Annotated in this window: 22 protein-coding genes; 10 read left to right on the top strand and 12 right to left on the bottom strand. The window is 72.0% G+C overall.

Annotation, left to right across the window (positions count from 1 at the left end; all coding sequences use genetic code 11):
• Positions 1-13: 13 nt before the first annotated feature.
• Both ACFHWT_RS10160 and ACFHWT_RS10155 read right to left on the bottom strand, forming a co-directional pair.
• Entirely contained in the window at positions 14-1,333 is a 1,320-nt protein-coding gene (locus tag ACFHWT_RS10160; protein ID WP_416594356.1) for a class I SAM-dependent RNA methyltransferase, read from the bottom strand.
• Positions 1,323-3,461: an APC family permease gene (locus ACFHWT_RS10155; RefSeq protein WP_416594355.1), complete on the bottom strand. Its 2,139-nt coding sequence runs from the start codon at positions 3,459-3,461 to the stop codon at positions 1,323-1,325. The genes ACFHWT_RS10160 and ACFHWT_RS10155 overlap by 11 nt, the downstream gene beginning before the upstream one ends.
• A 175-nt stretch (positions 3,462-3,636) precedes the next feature.
• Between ACFHWT_RS10155 and ACFHWT_RS10150 the strand changes: the two genes are divergently transcribed.
• Both ACFHWT_RS10150 and ACFHWT_RS10145 read left to right on the top strand, forming a co-directional pair.
• Positions 3,637-4,302: a potassium channel family protein gene (locus ACFHWT_RS10150; protein ID WP_416594354.1), complete on the top strand. Its 666-nt coding sequence runs from the start codon at positions 3,637-3,639 to the stop codon at positions 4,300-4,302.
• On the top strand, positions 4,302-5,036 hold the full coding sequence (locus tag ACFHWT_RS10145; protein ID WP_416594353.1) for a potassium channel family protein: 735 nt from the start codon (positions 4,302-4,304) through the stop codon (positions 5,034-5,036). Before ACFHWT_RS10150 ends, ACFHWT_RS10145 begins: the two co-directional genes overlap by 1 nt.
• 29 nt (positions 5,037-5,065) lie before the next feature.
• Here ACFHWT_RS10145 and ACFHWT_RS10140 read toward each other — a convergent pair whose 3' ends face one another.
• From ACFHWT_RS10140 to dut, 4 genes are all read right to left on the bottom strand, one after another.
• Positions 5,066-5,749 carry a DUF3159 domain-containing protein gene (locus ACFHWT_RS10140; RefSeq protein ID WP_416594352.1) on the bottom strand — a complete coding sequence of 228 codons (684 nt, stop codon included), beginning with the start codon at positions 5,747-5,749 and terminating at the stop codon, positions 5,066-5,068.
• 49 nt (positions 5,750-5,798) lie between these two features.
• A complete protein-coding gene (locus ACFHWT_RS10135) occupies positions 5,799-6,179 on the bottom strand; it encodes an OB-fold nucleic acid binding domain-containing protein (RefSeq protein WP_416594351.1) in 381 nt (126 codons plus the stop codon).
• Positions 6,180-6,324: 145 nt separating this feature from the next.
• Entirely contained in the window at positions 6,325-6,963 is a 639-nt protein-coding gene (locus ACFHWT_RS10130; RefSeq protein ID WP_416594350.1) for a DUF3710 domain-containing protein, read from the bottom strand.
• Between the two features lie 31 nt (positions 6,964-6,994).
• Positions 6,995-7,492: a dUTP diphosphatase gene (dut, locus tag ACFHWT_RS10125; RefSeq protein ID WP_416594349.1), complete on the bottom strand. Its 498-nt coding sequence runs from the start codon at positions 7,490-7,492 to the stop codon at positions 6,995-6,997.
• A 93-nt stretch (positions 7,493-7,585) separates the two neighbouring features.
• On the opposite strand from dut, the gene ACFHWT_RS10120 reads away from it, so the two are divergent.
• Positions 7,586-8,161 carry a DUF3093 domain-containing protein gene (locus tag ACFHWT_RS10120; protein ID WP_416594348.1) on the top strand — a complete coding sequence of 192 codons (576 nt, stop codon included), beginning with the start codon at positions 7,586-7,588 and terminating at the stop codon, positions 8,159-8,161.
• A gap of 10 nt (positions 8,162-8,171) precedes the next feature.
• Here ACFHWT_RS10120 and ACFHWT_RS10115 read toward each other — a convergent pair whose 3' ends face one another.
• A complete protein-coding gene (locus ACFHWT_RS10115) occupies positions 8,172-8,996 on the bottom strand; it encodes a hypothetical protein (protein WP_416594347.1) in 825 nt (274 codons plus the stop codon).
• Positions 8,997-9,091: 95 nt separating this feature from the next.
• Entirely contained in the window at positions 9,092-9,388 is a 297-nt protein-coding gene (locus tag ACFHWT_RS10110; protein WP_123600728.1) for a DUF4193 domain-containing protein, read from the bottom strand.
• Between the two features lie 435 nt (positions 9,389-9,823).
• On the opposite strand from ACFHWT_RS10110, the gene ACFHWT_RS10105 reads away from it, so the two are divergent.
• Positions 9,824-10,342, top strand: a complete 519-nt coding sequence (locus tag ACFHWT_RS10105) for a LytR C-terminal domain-containing protein (RefSeq protein WP_416594418.1) — start codon at positions 9,824-9,826, stop codon at positions 10,340-10,342.
• Between the two features lie 11 nt (positions 10,343-10,353).
• Here ACFHWT_RS10105 and ACFHWT_RS10100 read toward each other — a convergent pair whose 3' ends face one another.
• Positions 10,354-11,166, bottom strand: coding sequence for an inositol monophosphatase family protein (locus ACFHWT_RS10100; RefSeq protein WP_416594346.1), 813 nt, complete (start codon positions 11,164-11,166; stop codon positions 10,354-10,356).
• A 385-nt stretch (positions 11,167-11,551) separates the two neighbouring features.
• Between ACFHWT_RS10100 and ACFHWT_RS10095 the strand changes: the two genes are divergently transcribed.
• The 4 genes from ACFHWT_RS10095 (at position 11,552) to ACFHWT_RS10080 (ending at position 14,812) form a co-directional block, all read left to right on the top strand.
• Positions 11,552-13,243, top strand: coding sequence for an RNA polymerase sigma factor (locus ACFHWT_RS10095; RefSeq protein WP_416594345.1), 1,692 nt, complete (start codon positions 11,552-11,554; stop codon positions 13,241-13,243).
• A 242-nt stretch (positions 13,244-13,485) separates the two neighbouring features.
• Complete coding sequence (locus ACFHWT_RS10090; protein ID WP_123604458.1) at positions 13,486-13,716, top strand: DUF7455 domain-containing protein; 231 nt, start codon at positions 13,486-13,488, stop codon at positions 13,714-13,716.
• A 167-nt stretch (positions 13,717-13,883) separates the two neighbouring features.
• Positions 13,884-14,312, top strand: coding sequence for an ArsR/SmtB family transcription factor (locus ACFHWT_RS10085; RefSeq protein WP_416594344.1), 429 nt, complete (start codon positions 13,884-13,886; stop codon positions 14,310-14,312).
• Positions 14,309-14,812: an SRPBCC family protein gene (locus ACFHWT_RS10080; RefSeq protein ID WP_416594343.1), complete on the top strand. Its 504-nt coding sequence runs from the start codon at positions 14,309-14,311 to the stop codon at positions 14,810-14,812. Before ACFHWT_RS10085 ends, ACFHWT_RS10080 begins: the two co-directional genes overlap by 4 nt.
• Positions 14,813-14,827: 15 nt before the next feature.
• Here ACFHWT_RS10080 and ACFHWT_RS10075 read toward each other — a convergent pair whose 3' ends face one another.
• Both ACFHWT_RS10075 and ACFHWT_RS10070 read right to left on the bottom strand, forming a co-directional pair.
• A complete protein-coding gene (locus tag ACFHWT_RS10075) occupies positions 14,828-16,540 on the bottom strand; it encodes a DEAD/DEAH box helicase (protein ID WP_416594417.1) in 1,713 nt (570 codons plus the stop codon).
• Positions 16,541-16,701: 161 nt separating this feature from the next.
• Positions 16,702-16,926 (bottom strand): DUF3039 domain-containing protein, encoded by a 225-nt coding sequence (locus ACFHWT_RS10070; protein WP_416594342.1) that lies wholly within the window; start codon positions 16,924-16,926, stop codon positions 16,702-16,704.
• A 90-nt stretch (positions 16,927-17,016) separates the two neighbouring features.
• On the opposite strand from ACFHWT_RS10070, the gene ACFHWT_RS10065 reads away from it, so the two are divergent.
• Together ACFHWT_RS10065 and ACFHWT_RS10060 are read left to right on the top strand one after the other, a co-directional pair.
• Complete coding sequence (locus ACFHWT_RS10065; protein ID WP_416594341.1) at positions 17,017-18,018, top strand: pseudouridine-5'-phosphate glycosidase; 1,002 nt, start codon at positions 17,017-17,019, stop codon at positions 18,016-18,018.
• Positions 18,015-18,995 carry a carbohydrate kinase family protein gene (locus tag ACFHWT_RS10060; protein ID WP_416594340.1) on the top strand — a complete coding sequence of 327 codons (981 nt, stop codon included), beginning with the start codon at positions 18,015-18,017 and terminating at the stop codon, positions 18,993-18,995. Before ACFHWT_RS10065 ends, ACFHWT_RS10060 begins: the two co-directional genes overlap by 4 nt.
• Here the strand turns inward: ACFHWT_RS10060 and ACFHWT_RS10055 are convergent.
• Complete coding sequence (locus ACFHWT_RS10055) at positions 18,963-19,325, bottom strand: DUF3099 domain-containing protein (protein ID WP_278168141.1); 363 nt, start codon at positions 19,323-19,325, stop codon at positions 18,963-18,965. The genes ACFHWT_RS10060 and ACFHWT_RS10055 overlap by 33 nt on opposite strands.
• Positions 19,326-19,391 lie beyond the last annotated feature (66 nt).

The raw sequence follows: 19,391 nt of genomic DNA, 5'->3' as shown, positions 1-19,391 counted from the left end.
GAACCCAGGGCGATCACTCCTCAGCCGGTGGTCCAGGTGGAGTGAACAGGGCCACGCACTCGACATGCTGGGTCATTGGGAAACAGTCGTAGCCGCGCAGCTGCGCCAACGTCCAGCCGAGTTCCCGGAAGGTGCGTACGTCCCGGGCGAGCGCGGCCGGATCGCAGGCGACGTAGGCGACGGCCCGCCGGGTTGCCGCTGCGATCCCGGCGACCACCCGGGCGCCCGCTCCGGCCCGGGGCGGATCGAGCACCACCAGGTCGACCGGTCCGGTGATCCGCCGGCGGGTCAGCGCCGTCTCCACCCGGGCCGCGACGACCTCGATCCGGGGCAGGTCAGCCAGGTTGAGTCGGGCCGCGGCCACCCCGGCGGGCGACGATTCGACCATCGTGACCCGCCCGTGCGGCCCGGTCCGGCCGGCCACCGCGGCGGCGAACAGACCGGCACCGCCGTACAGGTCCCACGCCGACTCGCCGGGACGGGGATCCAGCAGGTCCAGCACCGAGCTGACCAGGGTGTCGGCCGCTGCCGGGTGCACCTGCCAGAACGCCCCGGCCGGCAACCGCCAGCGGCGACCGGCGGCAGATTCGGTGACCTGCGTCACTGAACCTGGCAGCGCATCGGGCAGTTCCGACGGCGCAGCGGACCCGGCACCGGACGCCCCCGCCGGCCGGGGTGACGACCCGCCGGCCGGGGTGACGACGACCTCGCCGGCGGCCGACGCGACCACTTCGACCGCGTCGACGCCCGGCCACCGACGTCCGCTGGCCGGCACCACCGGTGCCGCCTGCACGGCCGGGTGGGCGATCAGACAGCGGTCCACCGGCACCACCTCGTGTGACCGGTGCTTGAGCAGGCCGGCCCGGTCGGCGGCGTCGACGGTGTAGCGCACCCGGGTCCGCCAGCCGAGCGGGCCGCCCGGCAACGGCCGGACCCGCGGCGCCAACCCGTCGACCTCGGCCACGGTCAGCCCACCAAGCCGCCGCAACTGCTCCCGGACCACCGCCTCCTTCCAGGCCAGCTGACCGGTCACGGTGACGTGCTGCAGGTCGCAGCCGCCGCAGCGGCCGGGGCCGGCGTACCGGCAGGGTGGCTCGACCCGGTCCGGGGCAGGTTCGTGCACGGAGACCGCGTCACCGCGCAGGTAGCCTCGGTGCGTCTCGGTGACCTCGACGGTGACCAATTCACCCGGCAGGGCGTGTCGGACGAAGACCACCTGGCCGTCGACCCGGGCGACGCAGTGCCCGCCGTGCGCCACGGCGCCTACCCGTACCGTCTTCCGGTCACCTTCCGCCAGGTCGGCCCGTGCTGAACTGACGGCGTCACCGGTCACCGCGTACCTGCCCCTCCGACGCCGGCCGTTGGCCGCCGCCCGACCCGGCGGGATCCGCCGGCACCGTCGGCCCGGCCGGATCGGACGCGACAGCCAGATCGTCCGGGTCGACCGGATCGATCGGATCGATCGGATCAGTGGGCATCGGGCGCGGACCGCGCGCCGGGCCGCGGCTGAGCGATTCGTCGTACCGGCTCAGGTCCCGGCCGACGCTCGACGCCAGCTGCCATGGGACGCTGGTCACCATCACCCCCGGTTCGAACAGCAGCCGGCCCTTGAGCCGCAGCGCGCTCTGGTTGTGCAGCAGGTTCTCCCACCAGTGGCCGACCACGTACTCGGGAATGAACACGGTGACCACGTCGCGCGGTGCGTCGCGACGCACCGACTTGACGTAGTCGATGATCGGCCGGGTGATCTCCCGGTACGGCGAGTCGACCACGGTCAGCGGCACCGGCAGCTCACGGCGGTCCCACTCGGCCTGCACCGCGCGGGTGTCCGCGTCGTCGACCCGTACGGTGAGCGCGGCCAGCGAGTCCGGGCGGGTGGCCTGGGCGTACGCGACCGCCCGCAGCGTCGGCAGGTGGACCTTGCTGACCAGCACCACGGCGTGGTTGCGGGCGGGCAGCACCGGCCGACCCTCGGCCGGGGTGAGTTCCCGGGCCACCGTGTCGTAGTGCCGGCGGATGCCCAGCATCAGCGCGTACACCCCGGCCATCGCGGCGATCGCGATCCACGCGCCGAGGGCGAACTTGGTGACCAGCACGACGACCAGGACGGCGCCGGTCAGCGTCATGCCGAACCCGTTGATCGCCCGCGCCCGGTGCATCCGACGGCGTACCGCCGGGTCCCGCTCGGTACGCAGCCGCCGGTTCCAGTGCCGCAGCATGCCGGCCTGGGACAGGGTGAACGAGACGAACACCCCGACGATGTAGAGCTGGATCAGCCGGGTCACCTCGGCCTGCAGCACCACGGTCAGCACGATCGCGAAGCCGGCCAGGAACAGGATGCCGTTGCTGAACGCCAGCCGGTCGCCCCGGGTGTGCAGCTGGCGGGGCAGGTACCGGTCCTGGGCAAGGATCGAGCCGAGCACCGGGAATCCGCTGAACGCGGTGTTCGCGGCGAGGAACAGGATCAGCGCGGTCACCCCGGCGGCGACGAAGAGCAGCACACCGGAGCCGAAGACGGTCTCGGCCAGCTGGGCCACCACCGTCTTCTGCACGTAGCCGTCCGGGCCGGACTCGATCTGCAGCGCCGGGTTCTCCACGAACTGCAGCCCGGTGCGCTGGGCCAGCCAGATGATCCCGGCGATCATGGTCACCGACAGCGCGCCGAGCAGCACCAGGGTGGTGGCGGCGTTGCGGCTCTTCGGAGGGCGAAACGCCGGCACCCCGTTGGAGATCGCCTCCACCCCGGTCAACGCCGCGCAGCCCGACGAGAAGGCCCTCAGCAGCAGGAACGCCATCGCGAAGCCGGTCAGGTCGACCCACTCGGCGGCGATGACCAGGTCCGCGCTGGGCGCGCGCAGGTCGTGCCCGAGGATGAAGATCCGGATCAGGCCGGTGGCGATCACCGCCGTGATCACGATGACGAAGCCGTACGTCGGGACGGCGAACATCCGCCCGGACTCGCGCACCCCGCGCAGGTTGAGGGCGGTGAGCGTCACGATGGCGGCCACCGCCACCGGCACCTTGTGCTCGGCCACGAACGGCAGCACCGAGCCGAGGTTGGCCACCCCGGAGGCGACCGAGACGGCGACGGTGAGTACGTAGTCGATCAGCAGGGCGCTGGCCACCCCGACGCCGAACCGAGGGCCGAGGTTGACGCTGGCCACCTCGTAGTCGCCGCCGCCCGACGGGTAGGCGTGCACGTTCTGCCGGTAGCTGGCGACCACGGTGACCATCACCACCGCCACCGCCAGGGTGACCCACGGCGAGTAGACGAACGCGGCCGCGCCGGCGATGGACAGGGTCAGCAGGATCTCGTCCGGTGCGTACGCCACCGAGGAGAGCGCGTCGGACGAGAAGACCGGCAGCGCCACCCGCTTGGGCAGCAGGGTGTGCTGGAGCCGGTCGGACCGGAACGGCCGGCCCAGCAGCAGCCGTTTGATCAGGGAGGTCGGACTGGCCACAAGCGCTAAGGGTACGGCCGTCCGGCTCCCGACGAATCCGGGTGGCTGATCACGCGGCCCGCCCGCCGGCACGGTACGGTCGGCGCGTCATCCGGCCGCCACGTGGCAGGCTGGCAGGTGAACGTGGCGACCGTACCGGCACGCGTCCGACGGATCGCCCGGCGGGAGGGTTCAGGTGCACGTCGTGATCATGGGTTGCGGCCGGGTCGGCTCGACCCTGGCACACAACCTGGAGGACCGCGGCCACTCGGTCGCGGTGATCGACAAGGACGCCAACGCGTTCCGTCGGCTGCCCAACGACTTCGCCGGCACCCGGGTCACCGGCTCCGGCTACGACCGCGACGTGCTCCAGTCGGCCGGGATCGAGCAGGCCGATGCCTTCGCCGCCGTCTCCAGCGGCGACAACTCCAACATCATCTCGGCCCGGCTGGCCCGCGAGACGTTCGGCGTGTCCCGGGTCGCCGCCCGCATCTACGACCAGCGGCGGGCCGAGGTCTACGAACGGCTCGGCATCCCGACGGTGGCGACCGTACGATGGACCGCCGACCGGATGCTGCGTCACCTGGTCCCCGAAGGGCACGTGGAGATCTTCCGGGACCCGACCAGCACGGTGTCGATCGTCGAGGTGCCGCTGCACCGGGAGTGGATCGGCCGGCCGCTGCAGGCGCTGGAGCGGGCGGCCGGCACCCGGGCGGCGTACCTGATGCGGTTCGGAATCGGCATGCTGCCGACCCCGTCCACCGTGCTGCAGGAGGGTGATCAGGTCTTCATGCTGGTCACCGACGACATCGCCGACGCCGTCACGTTGACCGCCAGCAGCCTGCCGGAAGGAGCGCGGTGATGCGGGTGGCCATCGCGGGTGCCGGCAACGTCGGCCGCTCCATCGCCCAGGAGTTGATCGACAACGGCCATCAGGTGACCCTCGTCGAACGTAATCCCGCGCTGGTCCTGCCGGACCGGGTGCCGGAGGCCGACTGGGTGTTGGCCGACGCATGCGAGGTGGCCAGCCTGGAGGACGTCGAGCTGAGCTCGTACGACGTGGTCGTCGCGGCCACCGGCGACGACAAGGTGAACCTGGTGGTCTCGCTGCTGGCCAAGACGGAGTTCAGCGTCCCCCGGGTGGTGGCGCGGGTGAACCGGGCCGAGAACGAGTGGCTGTTCACCGAGCAGTGGGGCGTCGACGTGGCGGTCAGCAAGCCACGGGTGATGGCGGCGCTGGTCGAGGAGGCGGTGACGGTCGGCGACCTGGTCCGGCTGATGACCTTTCGGCAGGGTGAGGCGAACCTGGTGGAGATCACCCTACCGACCGACGCCCCGTACGTCGGACATGCCGTCCGCACCGTGCCGCTGCCCCGCGACTCCGCCCTGGTGGCGATCGTCCGGGGCAAGCGGGTACTGACCCCCGGCCCGGACGACCCGCTCGAACCCGGGGACGAACTCGTCTTCGTCTGCACCGCTGAGGTGGAGGACGACGTCCGGGCGGTGGTCCTCGGGGCGGACAGCGTGGCCCGCACCCGGCGCGGTGAGCAACCGCCGCCGCCGGTCCGCGACGAGCAACCCCCACCGCAGGACTGAACCCCGGCCAGCCAGCGGACGGGCGGCCGTCAGTTCGAGGCGGCCAGCACCGGTCCGGCGTCGTGGCGCTCACGGTTGACCCGACGGACCACCCAGATGGTGATCGCCAGCAGCACCGCGTACGGCGGATAGCCGAGCAGCAGCCGGGAGACGCCCAGCGCGGTCTCCATCGAGGCCAGGTAGAAGCCGGCCTGTACACCGACTTTGAGCAGCCAGACGACGCCCCAGAGCACGGTCAGCCGGTTGAAGGTGCGGATCAGCACGGGGTCGGCGCGCCACTCGGAGCGGCCACCTGCCGCGAGCACCGACCAGATCCAGCCGACCAGCGGTTGGCGGATCACCACCGAGCCGAGCAGGGCCAGCCCGTAGCCGATGCCGTACAGGATGCCCGGCAGGTAGAAGTCGCGCTCCTCGCCGGTCCGCCAGGCGAGCAGGGCACCGATGCCGATGCCGAACAGCCCGTTGACCGCGTGCCGGATCGGCCGGCGCTGCAGCAGCCGGACCACCGCGATACCGACCGCGACACCCACCGCGGCGATCAGCGCCACCGACAGGTCCCAGATGACGTTGCAGACCACGAAGACGGCGATCGGCACGCTCGACTCGACGAGCCCGCGCCAGCCGCCGAGCTGCTCGGCCATCTGCTCGGTGATGCTCGGCAGGCGTTCCTCGTCGTCACTGCCGGCTGCCGGGGGGTGCTGTCCAGAGGTCATCGGCACCGCCTTCCTTTGTTGGTGGCGGCGCCGGACGTGACCGGCCGGCTCACCGGGGGGATTCCAACTCGTAGTGCGGGTTGTAAATCACCTTACGGTCGTCGCGGACCGCGACCCGGCCGCGGGCGGTGAGCGCACGGCCCGGTTCGATGCCGGCGATCCGTCGCCGGCCCAGCCAGACCAGGGTGACGACGTCGCTGCCGTCATAGAGGTCGGCCTCCAGGGTCGGCAGGTTGGTCCGAGGGCAGTAGACCACGGTACGGAGCCGTCCGGAGACCGAGACGACCTCGCCGCGGTGACACTGCCCGGCGGGAGTGGCTCCGCATTCCGCGCTCTCCCGCTGTAGCTGTTCGGCGTCCAGCTCGGCTTCGGTGGCGGCGAGCCGGCGCAGGAACCGGCGCAGCGACGGGCGGCGTTCATCGATTGCCATGACCGTCTGCCCCTCCTCGGCGTCGCCGGTGCGGCGCGGATCCGCGTCGGGTGCGGCCCGCCCCACCAGGGTACGCCGCGACCGGCACCGGCCAACTGGCCGGTGCGCCCGGCCCGCCGGTGCCGCTACGCCGTGGCCGGGTGCGCTACGCCGTGGCCGGCGGCGACTGCCGCGCCTGCTCGGCGAGCTCGCGGGGCAGCCGCAGCGGCAGCGGTTCGCGTACCGGCTTGGCCTCCTGGCCGCGGTCGACGACCAGACCGTGCAGCACCTCGGTGAGCGTCGCGGCGGCCGCCGGGTCCACGGCGGCCGGGCCCTGGAACAGCGCCCGTACCATCCAGCGGGGTCCGTCGATGCCGACGAACCGCAGGTCGGTGCCGCCGTCCGGGGTACGCACCTGGGCCACCAGCTCGGGGCCGTACTCGCCGGTGGCCTCCCGGATGCTCGCCCCGTCGCGGCGCAGCGACTCGGTGATCTCGACGCGCACCTCGTCCCAGATGCCCTCGGTACGCGGTGCGGCGAAGACCCCGAGCTGCAGCGCGCTGCCCCGGTTGGCGAGCACCACCTGCTGGATCGCCCCGTCCGGGTTGGCCTGGACCCGGACCTCGACCCCTTCGATCGCGGGGATCTGCAGGCTGCCCAGGTCGAGCCGGCGGACGCCGGTCGGGGCCTCGGTAACGTCGTACGGGCCCTGCGTGGGGTTGCCGGGTGCCAGGTCGTCGGTCTCGGGACCGACGGGTCCGTCCTGAGCGTGCCGGCCGCGCCCGCGGCCGCGGGAGAAGACCACGATGCCAACCTTCCGTATGCGCTGTCGCTGGTCAGCGGGCTGCCGGTTCGGCCGGGGTCGGCTGGGCCACGACGGACAGGCCGGCATGGCCGCCGGTCGAGCCGTGTCCGGCGGAACCTCGCGCCGAGTCGGGCAACTCGTCGACGACAGAAAATTCTGCTGTTTCGACGCGTTGTATCACAAGTTGCGCTATCCGGTCACCTCGGCAGATCCGGGCTGGCCGGGACAGATCGTGGTTGATCAGGTTCACCAGGATCTCACCGCGGTAGCCCGCGTCGACCGTACCGGGGGCGTTCAGCACGGTGACGCCCAGCCGCGTGGCGAGGCCGGAGCGGGGGTGGACCAGCCCGACGTACCCGCCCGGCAACGCGACCGCCACCCCGGTACGCACCAGCGCCCGCGCGCCGGGCGCCAACTCGGCGTCCTCGGCGGCGAACAGGTCGGCCCCGGCGTCGCCGGGATGGGCGTAGCCCGGCACCGGCAGACCCGGGTCGAGCCGGCGCACCGCCACCCGCACCGTGTTAGACATGAACCCCCACCTCTCCGCCACCGCCGACCGGGACGGCTCCTGCGCACAGGCCGCCGAACGCACCCCGTTGCCGGGCCCGTACCCTCGGACGACGTGGCATCCGCTTCCGCCGAACCCGACACACCGTACCGGGCCGTGGTGCACTACCGGGAGCGACTCCGCCTGCCGTGGTGGCTCTGGTTGGGCGGGTCGGCGCTCGCCGCCTTCCTGGCCGCCGAGGTCTGGATGGGCACCTCCGGGGTCCGGGCCTGGCTGCCGTTCAGCGTGCTGCTGCCGTCGACCGTCGCCGGTCTGTGGTGGCTGGGGCGAATCCCGATCCGGGTCACCTCGGACGAGCTCCAGGTCGACGACGCCCGGCTTCCCCTGCGGTACGTCGCCGAGGTCATCGCCCTGGACGGGGACGGGCGCCGGGAACTGCTCGGAGTAGGCGCCGACCCGCTGGCGTTCGTCATCCAACGGCCGTGGATCGCCGGCGCCGTGCAGGTCGTGCTGGACGATCCGGCGGACCCCACGCCGTACTGGGTGGTGAGCACCCGGGACCCGGTCCGGTTGGCCGGCGAGGTCCGCGCCGCCCGACAGCGCCAGGCAGCCGGCGCGACCGGTGACCGCCCGACCGGTGACGGAGCGACGGATGGCGGTGGCGTCACCGCCGACCCGCCGGCCAGCTGAGACGCGCGGATCATTCGGGCCGTGGGCGCACGCCCCCGATCGCCGGCGGAGCCGGCGGGTGCATCAGACCGAGCGCCCGCCGCTGGCCACGCAGGTCGACGCGGACGCGGTCGGCGAGCGCCCGGGTCGCCCGACGGTTGAGGTAGCTGGCCACCGCCGCGCCGGTCAGGAACGGGCCCAGAGTGGTGAGGTTGCGGCCGAACCGGCGAAGCAGCAGCTCGCCCAGCTCGCGACGGGCGGCGGTGCCGAGCACCGCGCCCACTCCGACACCGGGCACCATCGGGTTGACGCCCCGCTGGTTGGCCCATGCGTGGATCATGTTGACGGCGCGCTCCGTGCCGGTGCCGGGCACCGGTACGCCGTACACCTGGTGCAGCTCGCCGACCAGTTTGAGCTCCACGGCCACGACGGCGACCGTCTCGGCCGCCAGCAGTACCGGCGCGGACAGCAGGGTCGGGGTGACGGTCCACTGGACGGCTGAGACGCCGCCGCCCGCCGCGCCGATCCCGGCGCTGACCCGGCTGGCGTTGCGGATCAGCCGCTCGGCCAGCTCCTCGTCGTCGAGGCCCGGATGGTGCCGGCGCAACGTGGCCAGGTCGCGGACCGGAAGGTACGGGGCGACGTCGGCCACCGCCTGGACCAGCCACCGGCCCGCCGCCGCCGGCTTGAACAGCTCGGTCACGCCGCGCCGACGCAGTTGTTCGACGAGCCGCCCGAGCAGGCGCCGCCGGTCGGCCGGCGGGGTCGCGTCCCCGGTCAGTTCGGCCACCGTGGCGGCGAACCGGTCGGTCCCGGCCCGGTCGCCGTCCTGCGCGGAACGGTCAGGATCGGTCATGCTGCCTCCAGGGCCGGCGGCCGGACGCGGTCACGGCGACTGCGGCGACCTCGTGTCGAGGTCGCCGCGTGTCCCCCTCTTCCCCCCGTGTGTCGTCAGGTGCACTCGCGACAGATCAGCTCGTTGTTGCGCTCGACGGCGAGTTGGCTGCGGTGGTGGACCAGGAAGCAGCGCGCGCAGCGGAACTCGTCCGACTGCATCGGCAGCACCTTCACCGTCAGTTCCTCGTCCGCCAGGTCGGCACCGGGCAGCTCGAAGCTCTCGGCCACCTCGGCTTCGTCCACATCGACGGCGCCCGACTGTGAGTCGACGCGCCGTGCCTTGAGCTCCTCCAGGCTGTCCTCGCCGAGGTCGACCTCGTCGCGACGCGGAGCGTCGTAGTCGGTGGCCATCGGTTCACTCTCCCGTATCGTTCAGTCGCTTCCGGTGATAACGCCGGACGACGGTATTTCGGTTCCCATGCGGGCCCTGGTGGGATCGCATCCCGGCGAAACGTACCGTTTTGCGCCGTTTTGCGGTTGCCGCAGGAAACTCCCCCCGCGAGCGCGGTACCTTACCCCTCTCTGGCCGACGCATGTATACCGCCCTTGTGGGACTGATGTACGCCCAGACACCGGAAGTTGTTCCCAGTGTGACTCAGGCGACACGAAGATAGGGGTACCCGCCGGCCGATCGGCGCCGGCACGCCGGCCGGACGGCGAGCTGTTTACCGTGCCGTCCGGACAACCGCTAACCTCGGCGGGCATACTCGGTACTCACCGGTGCGGCGGGCCGACACCCGGTACCGCCACACCTCGCAGGGGGCCAGATCCATGAGCTTTGCGCGCGTGCGAGCGCTCGTCGTCATCGGCGGACTTGTCGTGTTCGCCCTGGTCTTCGTCATCGTCGCGATGGTCCGCGACAGCCAGGGGGGCGAAGCCACCGCGACCACCTGCCCGGAGGGCTGGGCCTTGGCCGATGTCCAGCTACGAGAGGCCAAGGACGTCCGGCTCAATGTCTACAATGCGACCGACACCAGCGGGCTCGCCACCAACATCGCCGACGATCTGAGCAACCGCAACTTCCAGATCGAGGAGGCTGCCAACGACCCGGAGGGCCGGCGGATCGACGACGTGGCCGTGCTGCGGTACGGCCCCGAGGCGGTCGGCTCCGCCCACCTGATGCGCGCATACTTCCTCGACCAGGCCAGGACCGAGTACGATCCGGCCCGCGAGGACGACATTGTGGACGTGGTCATCGGCAACGCGTTCCGGCAACTGGCGACCACCACCGAGGTGAACCAGTCGCTGGCGGCACTGGGCAAGCCGGTGCTGCCACCGCAGACCTGTGCCGCACCCGAGGACTGACCGACCGGCACTCACGGCCCGCCGGCGGCGTCCAGCCGGATCAGGTGCCCCTGCAGCGCCGGAAACAGCGCCGGTGGGGCGGCCACCACCATCTGCGGGCCGACCGGAGCCCCGGCCAGTCCGGCGACCAGCAGACCCGCTTCCTCCGCCACCAGTCCCCCCGCCGCGTGGTCCCAGGGGTTGAGCCCCTTCTCGAAGTACGCGTCGACCTGGCCCTCGGCCGCCAGGCACAGGTCGATCGCTGCCGCGCCGAACCGGCGGATGTCCCGCACGTGCGGTATCAGGCCGACGAGCACCCGTGCCTGGTGCACCCGACGCGCCGAGTGGTAGCCGAACCCGGTGGCGACCAGCGCCTGGGCCAACTCCGACTGATCGGACCCGGCCAGCCGCTGCCCGTCGCGGTAGGCACCGCCGCCCCGCACGGCGGTCCACTCGGCCCCGGTGGCGGCGTTGCGTACCACTCCCGCGACCACTTGGCCGTCGACCTCGGCGGCGAGCGACACGGCGTAGTTCGGCAGCCCGTACAGGTAGTTCACCGTGCCGTCGATCGGGTCGAGGATCCAGCGCACGCGGCCCCCGGCCGGGGCGGAATCGCCGTACTCCTCGCCCAGCACGGAGTCGCTCGGGCGCTGCTCGCGCAGCGCCGCGACGGCCTGCCGTTCGACCGCCCGGTCGGCGGCGGTGACCACGTCGGTCGCGGTGCTCTTAGTGGCCAGCCCGGAGACCCCGGCCCGCCGCATCTCGGCCGCGGTACGCGCCGCCGCCCGCGCGACGTCGACCGCGATCTCCAACAGGTGCTCCGGTTCGGGTGTCCGCTCCGCCATCGTCTCCCCTTCTCCGCCGTACGCCCGGTCACCGATCCCGCTGGCGAACCGTGAGCGGGTGCGATCGCTGCCGGCCTTCGCCGCGGGCCGGGGACCGGGTGGCCACCTCAGCCGGGTGGTCAGCGACAATCACCCGTACGGCAGGGGTAACATCCTGTCAAAGTCCACGTTCGTCCCATGTCGGTGGCCCCCGACCGGCGGCTGGCTCGCGCGTGGCGGGATGATCCCCACAAACGGCGTTACAATTCACGCCTGCCCTCGTGTCACGGTCAGCCGGTCCGGCCGGTGGAGCGGTCGCGGGGGGACACAATCACAACCGGCACGTCGCTCCGCGCTGCGGTGGCCGGTCCGGCCGTGCTCGTTCATCGCCTCCGGAAGGTCATTCGTGACAGAACTCCGCCACACCGGCGCCGACGTACGCTCGCTAACCGACACCCTGATCGCCCATGCCGAACAGGCCGGTGGTCAGCTAACGTCGGCCGAGGTCGCACGGACGGTTGAGTCCGCCGAAGTGACTCCGGCCCAAGCCAAGAAGATTCTCCGCGCGCTCGCCGACGCCGGCGTCACGGTCGTAGTGGACGGCTCGGCCAGCACCCGGCGCCGGGTCGCTGCGGCCCGGTCCGCCACCCCGGCGTCGAAGGCCACCACGGCCAAGACCACCCGTCGGGCCCCGAGCGCCCCGAAACAGGCGCCGGGCCCCGACGAGCCGGCCCCGGCGGTGGCCGTGCCGGCGAAGAAGGCCACCACCCGCAAGGCCACCACGGCGGCGGTGCCGGCCGCAGCGCAGAACGGCACTCCGGCCGAGGAGCCGGCGGCCAAGCCCGCCGCCGCGAAGCCCGCGCCGAAGAGCACCCGGACCCGGGCCGCCAAGGCCGCCGGTGGTGCCGCCCCGGCCAAGGCCGCCGGCGCCACACCGGCCGGCAAGGCTCCGGCCAAGGCGGGCAAGGCCACCGCGAAGGACGGCAGCAACCCGGACACGCCGGACGAGGAGATCGATCCGGAAACACTGGCGGCAGAGATCGAGGACGTCGTGGTGGAGGAGCCGGCCGAGCTCGCCCAGGCGGCCGAGGCCGACGCCACCCGGGACAACGACTTCGAGTGGGACGACGAGGAGTCCGAGGCGCTCAAGCAGGCCCGCCGGGACGCCGAGCTGACCGCCTCGGCCGACTCGGTCCGGGCGTACCTGAAGCAGATCGGCAAGGTGCCGCTGCTCAACGCCGAGCAGGAAGTCGAGCTGGCCAAGCGGATCGAGGCCGGGCTGTACGCGGCGGAGCGACTGCGGGCCGCCGACGAGAGCGACCAGAAGATGCCCACCCAGCTGACCCGGGACCTGGGCTGGATCTCCCGGGACGGGGAACGGGCCAAGAACCACCTGCTGGAGGCGAACCTGCGGCTGGTGGTCTCGCTGGCCAAGCGGTACACCGGTCGGGGAATGGCCTTCCTCGACCTGATCCAGGAGGGCAACCTCGGCCTGATCCGCGCCGTCGAGAAGTTCGACTACGCCAAGGGCTACAAGTTCTCCACCTACGCCACCTGGTGGATCCGCCAGGCCATCACCCGCGCCATGGCCGACCAGGCCCGCACCATCCGGATCCCGGTGCACATGGTCGAGGTGATCAACAAGCTGGGTCGTATCCAACGCGAGCTGCTGCAGGACCTGGGCCGTGAGCCCACGCCGGAGGAGCTGGCCAAGGAGATGGACATCACACCGGAGAAGGTGCTGGAGATTCAGCAGTACGCCCGGGAGCCCATCTCGCTGGACCAGACCATCGGCGACGAGGGCGACAGCCAGCTCGGTGACTTCATCGAGGATTCCGAGGCCGTGGTAGCGGTGGACGCGGTTTCCTTCTCGTTGCTGCAGGACCAGCTGCAGCAGGTGCTGCAGACCTTGTCGGAACGCGAGGCCGGGGTGGTCAGGTTGCGGTTCGGTCTCACCGACGGGCAGCCGCGGACGCTGGACGAGATCGGACAGGTCTACGGGGTCACCCGGGAGCGGATCCGCCAGATCGAATCCAAGACGATGTCCAAGTTGCGACACCCGTCACGTTCGCAGGTGCTCCGGGACTACTTGGACTGACCGGTTCAGGACAACCCAATGTGTAACTTTGGTCACTTGGCGTCTACCAAACCCAGGTCATCACGGCGTTACCCGGCGGTGATCGTTGACGTGGCACCCTTGGTTCACGGCACACTGTGCCTACCAGGTGTGAGCCCGGTCCCCCGGGGGCACATCGGGAAGGCGGGGACCCCCGCCGGTGTTGGACGATGGGTGACAGACCGAAGAGTGTGTTCATCGGTGACGACCAGAGGAGGAAGGCGATGACCCCGACTCTCACGCCTCCGGAGACGGTGGATGCCCTAGGCGCCGATGAACGGTGCGACCGGTGCAACGCGGCCGGCAAACTACGGGTGACCTTGGCGGGCGGCAGCGAGCTGGTGTTCTGCGGACACCACGCCAACAAGTACGCCGACGATCTCGTCAAGATCGCGGTGCAGTTCAAGGCCGACCCTGAGTTCACTTGGCGTGGCGCCGATCTGATGGCCAACTGACACGACGAGACCACCTGGACAGCAACGGCTGGGCTCCACCGGACGGTGGGGCCCAGCCCTTCTTTTTGCCCGGTGCCAGCTGCTTATTCAACCAAGTTGTTGCGAAGCTGCCGGGATCAGCATAACCTCTTGTTCAACCAGAACGTTGAATAGGAGGGGGGTGCCGGGTGAGTGAGGACCAGTTGTCGCGGGTGTTCGCGGCGCTGGCCGATCCAACCCGTCGGGACATCGTCACCCGGCTGACCGACGGCGACGCCACCGTCAATCAACTGGCCGCGCCCTACGACATCTCGGTGCAGGCGGTCTCCCGGCACATCAAGGTGCTCGAGGACGCCGGCCTGGTCAGCCGCAGCCGGGACGCCCAGCGGCGGCCCTGCCACCTGGAAGCCGAGGTCTTCGACCTGATGTCCCGGTGGCTCGACCGGTACCGCCAACGGGCGGAGGAGCGGTTCAGCCGGCTGGACGCCGTACTGGCTGCGCTGGACGACGACCAGCCCGCCGGCCCGGCCGCAGGCACCGAACCGACCGGCGACTACGAGCGGACCGACCGGGAAAGCACCCACGGGACCGGCCCTGAACAACAAGGAGCAGCGTGAAAGCCACGACCACGACCGACGACCCGACCACCCGTACCCGCATCGAGGCGCACCCCGACCTGCCCTGGATCCGGATCGTCCGCGACTTCGCCGCGCCCCGGGCCCGGGTGTTCCGCGCCTGGATCGACCCCGAGCTGGTCGCCCGGTGGCTCGGCCCGAAGGATCTGGAGCTGCGGATCGAACACTGGGACGGCCGCACCGGCGGCAGCTACCGATACACGAACTGGCGCGACGGCGAACAGATTGCCGGATTCTACGGTTCCTTCCACGAGGTACGCCCCGACGAGCGACTGGTGCAGACCTTCACCTACGACGGGGTGCCCGACGGGGTCAGCCTGGAGACCGCCACCTTCGACGACCTGCCGGACGGCGGTACTCGAGTCACCGTACTGTCGCTGGTCGAGAACCTGGTCGCCCGCGACCAGATGCTGGCCAGCGGAATGGAGCACGGCGTCCGCGAGGGGTACGAGAAGCTGGACCAGCTGCTGGCGACCGGCTGACCGGGACCTACCGGGTCACAGCGTCTGCACCATCGCGATCCGCTCCTCCAGCTGCTCGATGGTGGCCTGCGCGCTCGGGGGGCCACCGCACCGCCGCCGCAACTCGGCGTGGATCTTGCCGTGTGGCAGCCCGGTACGGTGGTGATGCGCGGCGACCAGGGCGTTCAGCTGACGGCGCAGGGTGATCCGCCGCTCCCCGGCCGTCGGTGGACGCTCCGCCGGCCGGGCGGCGGGCACCGGTTGATCCGTCGACCGGGCCCGTCGCTGCGCCGCGATCTGCTCGGCCTGCCTACGGTTCAGCAGCACCGTGACCTGATCGGGGGTGAGCAGGCCGGGCAGGCCGAGGTACTCCTCCTCCTCGGCGGTGCCGGCCTGGGCGCCGGTGCCGAACGAGGCGCCGTCGAAGATCACCTGGTCCAGCTCGGCGGTGGCGGACAGCGCCTCGAACCGCTTTTCCAGCTCCCCGCTGGCCTGCTCGTTGCGCTGGGCGCGCTCCAGCAGGTCGTCGTCGAAGCCCTCCCGCTTCTTGGCCGCCCCGATCACATGGTCCCGCTCGGCCTCCATCTCACTGGCCAGCCCGAGCAGGTGCGGGACGCTGGGCAGGAACACCGTCGCCGACTCCCCCGGCCGGCGGGCCCGGACGAACCGGCCAATCGCCTGGGCGAAGTACAGCGGCGTCGAGGCGCTGGTCGCGTACACGCCGACGGCCAGCCGGGGGATGTCCACCCCTTCGGAGACCATCCGGACCGCCACCATCCAGCGCTGCTCGGACCGGGCGAACGCGGCGATCCGGGCCGACGCGCCGGCGTCGTCGGAGAGCACCACCGCGGCCTTCTCCCCGGTGAGCCGCTCCAGCAGCCGGGCGTACGAGCGAGCCGCCGCCTGATCGCTGGCGATGACCAGACCACCGGCGTCGGACATGCCGCCGTCACGCAGGAAGGTCAGCCGGGCGTCGGCCGCGCGCAGCACGGCCGGCATCCAGTCGCCGGCCGGATCCAGCGCGGTGCGCCAGGCCTGGGCGATGAGGTCCTGGGTCATCGGCTCGCCCAGGCGGGCGGCGAGTTCGTCCCCGGCGCTGGTCCGCCACCGGGTCTCCCCCGAGTACGCCAGGAACAGCACCGGCCGGACCACTCCGTCGCGCAGCGCGTCGGAGTAGCCGTAGATGCTGTCCGCCCGGGACCTCGGCAGGCCGTCGCCGCCCGCTTCGTAGCGTACGAACGGGATCGGGTTGTCGTCCGACCGGAACGGCGTACCGGTGAGCATCAGCCGACGGACGGCCGGCTCGAACGCGGCCTTGATCCCGTCGCCCCAGGACCGGGAGTCACCGGCGTGGTGGATCTCGTCGAGGATGACCAGCGTCCGCCGGGTCATCGTGCGCCGCCGGTGCACCTGGGGAGCCATCCCGACCTGGGCGTAGGTGACCACCGCGCCGTGAAAGTCGGCGGCCGAGTGCAGGTCGGCGTTGCGGAACGCGGCGTCGAGCTGGATGCCGACCCGGCCGGCCGCCGCCGCCCACTGGGCCTTCAGGTGCTCGGTCGGCGCGACCACGGTGACCGCCTCGACGGTGCCGTCGGCCAGCAGCTCGGCCGCGATCCGCAGCGCGAACGTCGTCTTACCGGCACCCGGCGTCGCGACGGCGAGGAAGTCCTCGCTGCGCCGGCGCAGATACTCCACCAGTGCCCGGCGCTGCCAACCGCGCAGCGCCGGGAACGTGTCGACCGTCGGCATGGTGGTCGGCACGCGAACCCCTTTCCCCCGTGATCGGATCCGGCCCGTCCGGCGATCACGGAACCGTCTACCCGCTCGGCCGGCGGCCGCGACCGGAGTCCGGTCGCGGCCACGAAAAGGCCCTCGCGGCCGGTGGACGCGAAGGCCGATCGGAGTCCGGCTCAGCCGGTCATCGACTCGTAGATCTCCTTGCACCGGGGACAGACGGGTGATCCGGGTTTCGGCGTACGGGTCACCGGGAAGCGTTCGCCGCACAGTGCGATCACGAAGGTGCCCATGACGGCACTCTCGGCGATCTTGTCCTTGCGGACGTAGTGGAACATCTCCGGGCCGGTGTCGGCGTCGGCATCCTTGACCTCGGGACGCTCAAGAACCTCGGTAGTCACGTCGTCTCCCACCTCCAGGCTGAGAGTTTGGCAGTTTGTGGCGTACGGGTCCAACGTCCGGCGCGACCCCGGCCCCGTACCGTGGTGATCATGGCAGAATCCGCAGGCCGCACCGGGCCGTTGCACTACGACATCCAGTACGGCGCCGAGGTGGCCGACGCCCGCCGGGACGGACGGGCCATCGTCGCCCTGGAAAGCACCATCATCGCACACGGCCTGCCGCGACCCGACAATCTGCGGGTCGCCCGCGAAATCGAGGCCACGGTACGGGCCACCGGCGCGGTGCCGGCCACCATCGGCATGCTCGGCGGGCGGCTGGTGGTCGGCCTGGACGACGCCGAGCTCACCCGGCTGGCCGGCTCCGACACCGTCGCCAAGCTCTCCGCCCGGGACCTGGCGCTGGCCGCGGCGAGCGGCGTGGACGGGGCGACGACGGTCGCCGCCACCAGCGTGGTCGCGGCGGCGGCCGGCGTCGGCGTGTTCGCCACCGGCGGGCTCGGCGGGGTGCACCGGGAGGCGGCGCAGACCTTCGACGAGTCGGCTGACCTGGTCACCCTGGCCGGTACGCCGATCACCGTGGTCTGCGCCGGGGTGAAATCGATCCTGGACGTGGCGGCCACCCTGGAGCGGCTGGAGACCCTCGGCGTGGCGGTCGCCGGCTACCGCAGCCGGCGGTTCCCCGGATTCTTCGTCACCGACAGCGGCCACGACCTGCACTGGTCGCTCGACTCGCCGGAGCACGTTGCCGAGGTGATCCGGGCCCGGCGCCGGCACGGCCTCGGCGGGGGCGCGCTGGTGGTGGCGAATCCACTGCCACCGCAGGAGCAACTGGATCCGGGTCTGCACGACGCCACGCTGGCCACCGGGCTGGCCCGGATGGCCGAGGCGGGCGTCACCGGCAAAGAGGTCACCCCGTTCCTGCTGGCGCACTTCCACTCGGCCACCGCGGGTGCCAGCCTGGCGGTGAACATCCGGATCATCCTGCGCAACGCCGACCTCGCCGGGCGGATCGCCGTAGCGGCGGCGGTGGCGGAGGCCGCCCACGCGGCCGAGTTCGTCGGCGCCGCAGAGTCCACTGGCACGGCGGGGTGACCGGCCGCAGGCTGACCGGCGACGGCCTGGCCCCTGGCCGGCCGCGCCCAGGCCGGGTCCTGGTCGTCGGCGACCTGGTCACCGACGTGGTGGCCGTGCTCACCGCACCGCTGGCGGCCGGCTCGGACACGGCGGGTGGGATCCGGTTTACCGGCGGCGGTCAGGCTGCCAACACCGCGGCCTGGCTCGCCGCGCACGGCGTACCGGTGACGTTGGTGGCGGCGGCGGGCGATGACGACCTCGGGGACATCCGGCTGGCCGAGTTGGCCGCGGCCGGGGTCGACCTCGCGGTACGGCGCTGTCCGGACACGGCGACCGGCACGGTGATCGTGCTGGCCCATGGTGAACAGCGGTCGATGGTCGCCGACCGGGGTGCCAACCTGTCGCTGCGGGCCGGTGACGTCGATGACGCCGTGGCCCTGTTTCCCGACGCGACACACCTGCACCTGTCCGGCTACCCGCTGCTGCACCCGCGCAGCCGGGAGGCCGGCCGCCACGCGCTGGTAACGGCCCGGTCGCACGGCATGTCGACCAGCGTCGACGCGGCATCGGCGGCTCCGCTGCTGGCCGCCGGACCGGCGAGGTTCCTCGACTGGGTACGCGGGACCGACCTGCTGCTGGCCAACCTCGACGAGGCCACGGCGCTGGGGCTGGCCGACGGACTGCCGACGCCGGCACCGGTGCGGCGGCTGGTGGTCAAGCGGGGTTCCGGCGGAGCCGTCTGGTACGAGCCGGCAACGGTGGTGTCGGCGGCGGTGGTGGTGTCGGCGGCGGCGGCGAGCGGGCCGGTGGTCGACCCCACCGGTGCCGGTGACGCCTTCGCCGCAGGGCTACTCGCCACCTGGCTCGCCGACGATGATCCGGTGACCGCACTGGCCGCCGCCGGGCGGGCGGGCGTCACGGCGGTCGGGGTGGTTGGTGCCCGGCCGGTCCGCCGCGTCGGGTCAGGGCTCGACGTCGATGACGCGGACCGGTGACGGCGTGGTCGGCACGGCGCCGACCTGCGCTGGTCCGCCCCGTGGAGTGGGTTGGCGCCGCTGGTTGCGCATCCGGTGCCGGTCCTTCGGCGGCCGGTCGTTGGCGAGCAGCACGGCCAGCCACGGCACCAGGATCATCCCGACCGCGCAGATCGGCAGCCACAGCCAGAGCAGCGGCGCCTCGCTGGTCACCAGGACTGCGCCGACGATCAGACAGATGCCCCGGATCGACATCATCAGCACGTACCGACGCTGCCGGCCGCGCAATTGGTCTCCCGGGCTCGGTTCGGCGTCGGTGATCACGGTCGGTTGCCCAGCGGTCCGTCGCACCGTGCCTCCTCGTGTCGCGTACCGCCATCGTCGCACCTGCCGGCGCACGTCGCCGAACGCCCAGCC

Origin of the sequence: Micromonospora sp. LOL_021 (assembly GCF_048060215.1) — a bacterium.
Taxonomy (GTDB): Bacteria; Actinomycetota; Actinomycetes; order Mycobacteriales; family Micromonosporaceae; genus Micromonospora_E.
This window is presented reverse-complemented; position numbering and strand designations above follow the sequence as displayed.

Excerpts from the sequence above, each read along its gene's own strand:
- ACFHWT_RS10145 (WP_416594353.1), top strand. The coding sequence starts at position 4,302 with ATGCGGGTGGCCATCGCGGGTGCCGGCAACGTCGGCCGCTCCATCGCC.
- ACFHWT_RS10140 (WP_416594352.1), bottom strand. The coding sequence starts at position 5,749 with ATGACCTCTGGACAGCACCCCCCGGCAGCCGGCAGTGACGACGAGGAA.
- ACFHWT_RS10135 (WP_416594351.1), bottom strand. The coding sequence starts at position 6,179 with ATGGCAATCGATGAACGCCGCCCGTCGCTGCGCCGGTTCCTGCGCCGG.
- dut (WP_416594349.1), bottom strand. The coding sequence starts at position 7,492 with ATGTCTAACACGGTGCGGGTGGCGGTGCGCCGGCTCGACCCGGGTCTG.
- ACFHWT_RS10115 (WP_416594347.1), bottom strand. The coding sequence starts at position 8,996 with ATGACCGATCCTGACCGTTCCGCGCAGGACGGCGACCGGGCCGGGACC.
- ACFHWT_RS10110 (WP_123600728.1), bottom strand. The coding sequence starts at position 9,388 with ATGGCCACCGACTACGACGCTCCGCGTCGCGACGAGGTCGACCTCGGC.
- ACFHWT_RS10100 (WP_416594346.1), bottom strand. The coding sequence starts at position 11,166 with ATGGCGGAGCGGACACCCGAACCGGAGCACCTGTTGGAGATCGCGGTC.
- ACFHWT_RS10090 (WP_123604458.1), top strand. The coding sequence starts at position 13,486 with ATGACCCCGACTCTCACGCCTCCGGAGACGGTGGATGCCCTAGGCGCC.
- ACFHWT_RS10075 (WP_416594417.1), bottom strand. The coding sequence starts at position 16,540 with ATGCCGACGGTCGACACGTTCCCGGCGCTGCGCGGTTGGCAGCGCCGG.
- ACFHWT_RS10065 (WP_416594341.1), top strand. The coding sequence starts at position 17,017 with ATGGCAGAATCCGCAGGCCGCACCGGGCCGTTGCACTACGACATCCAG.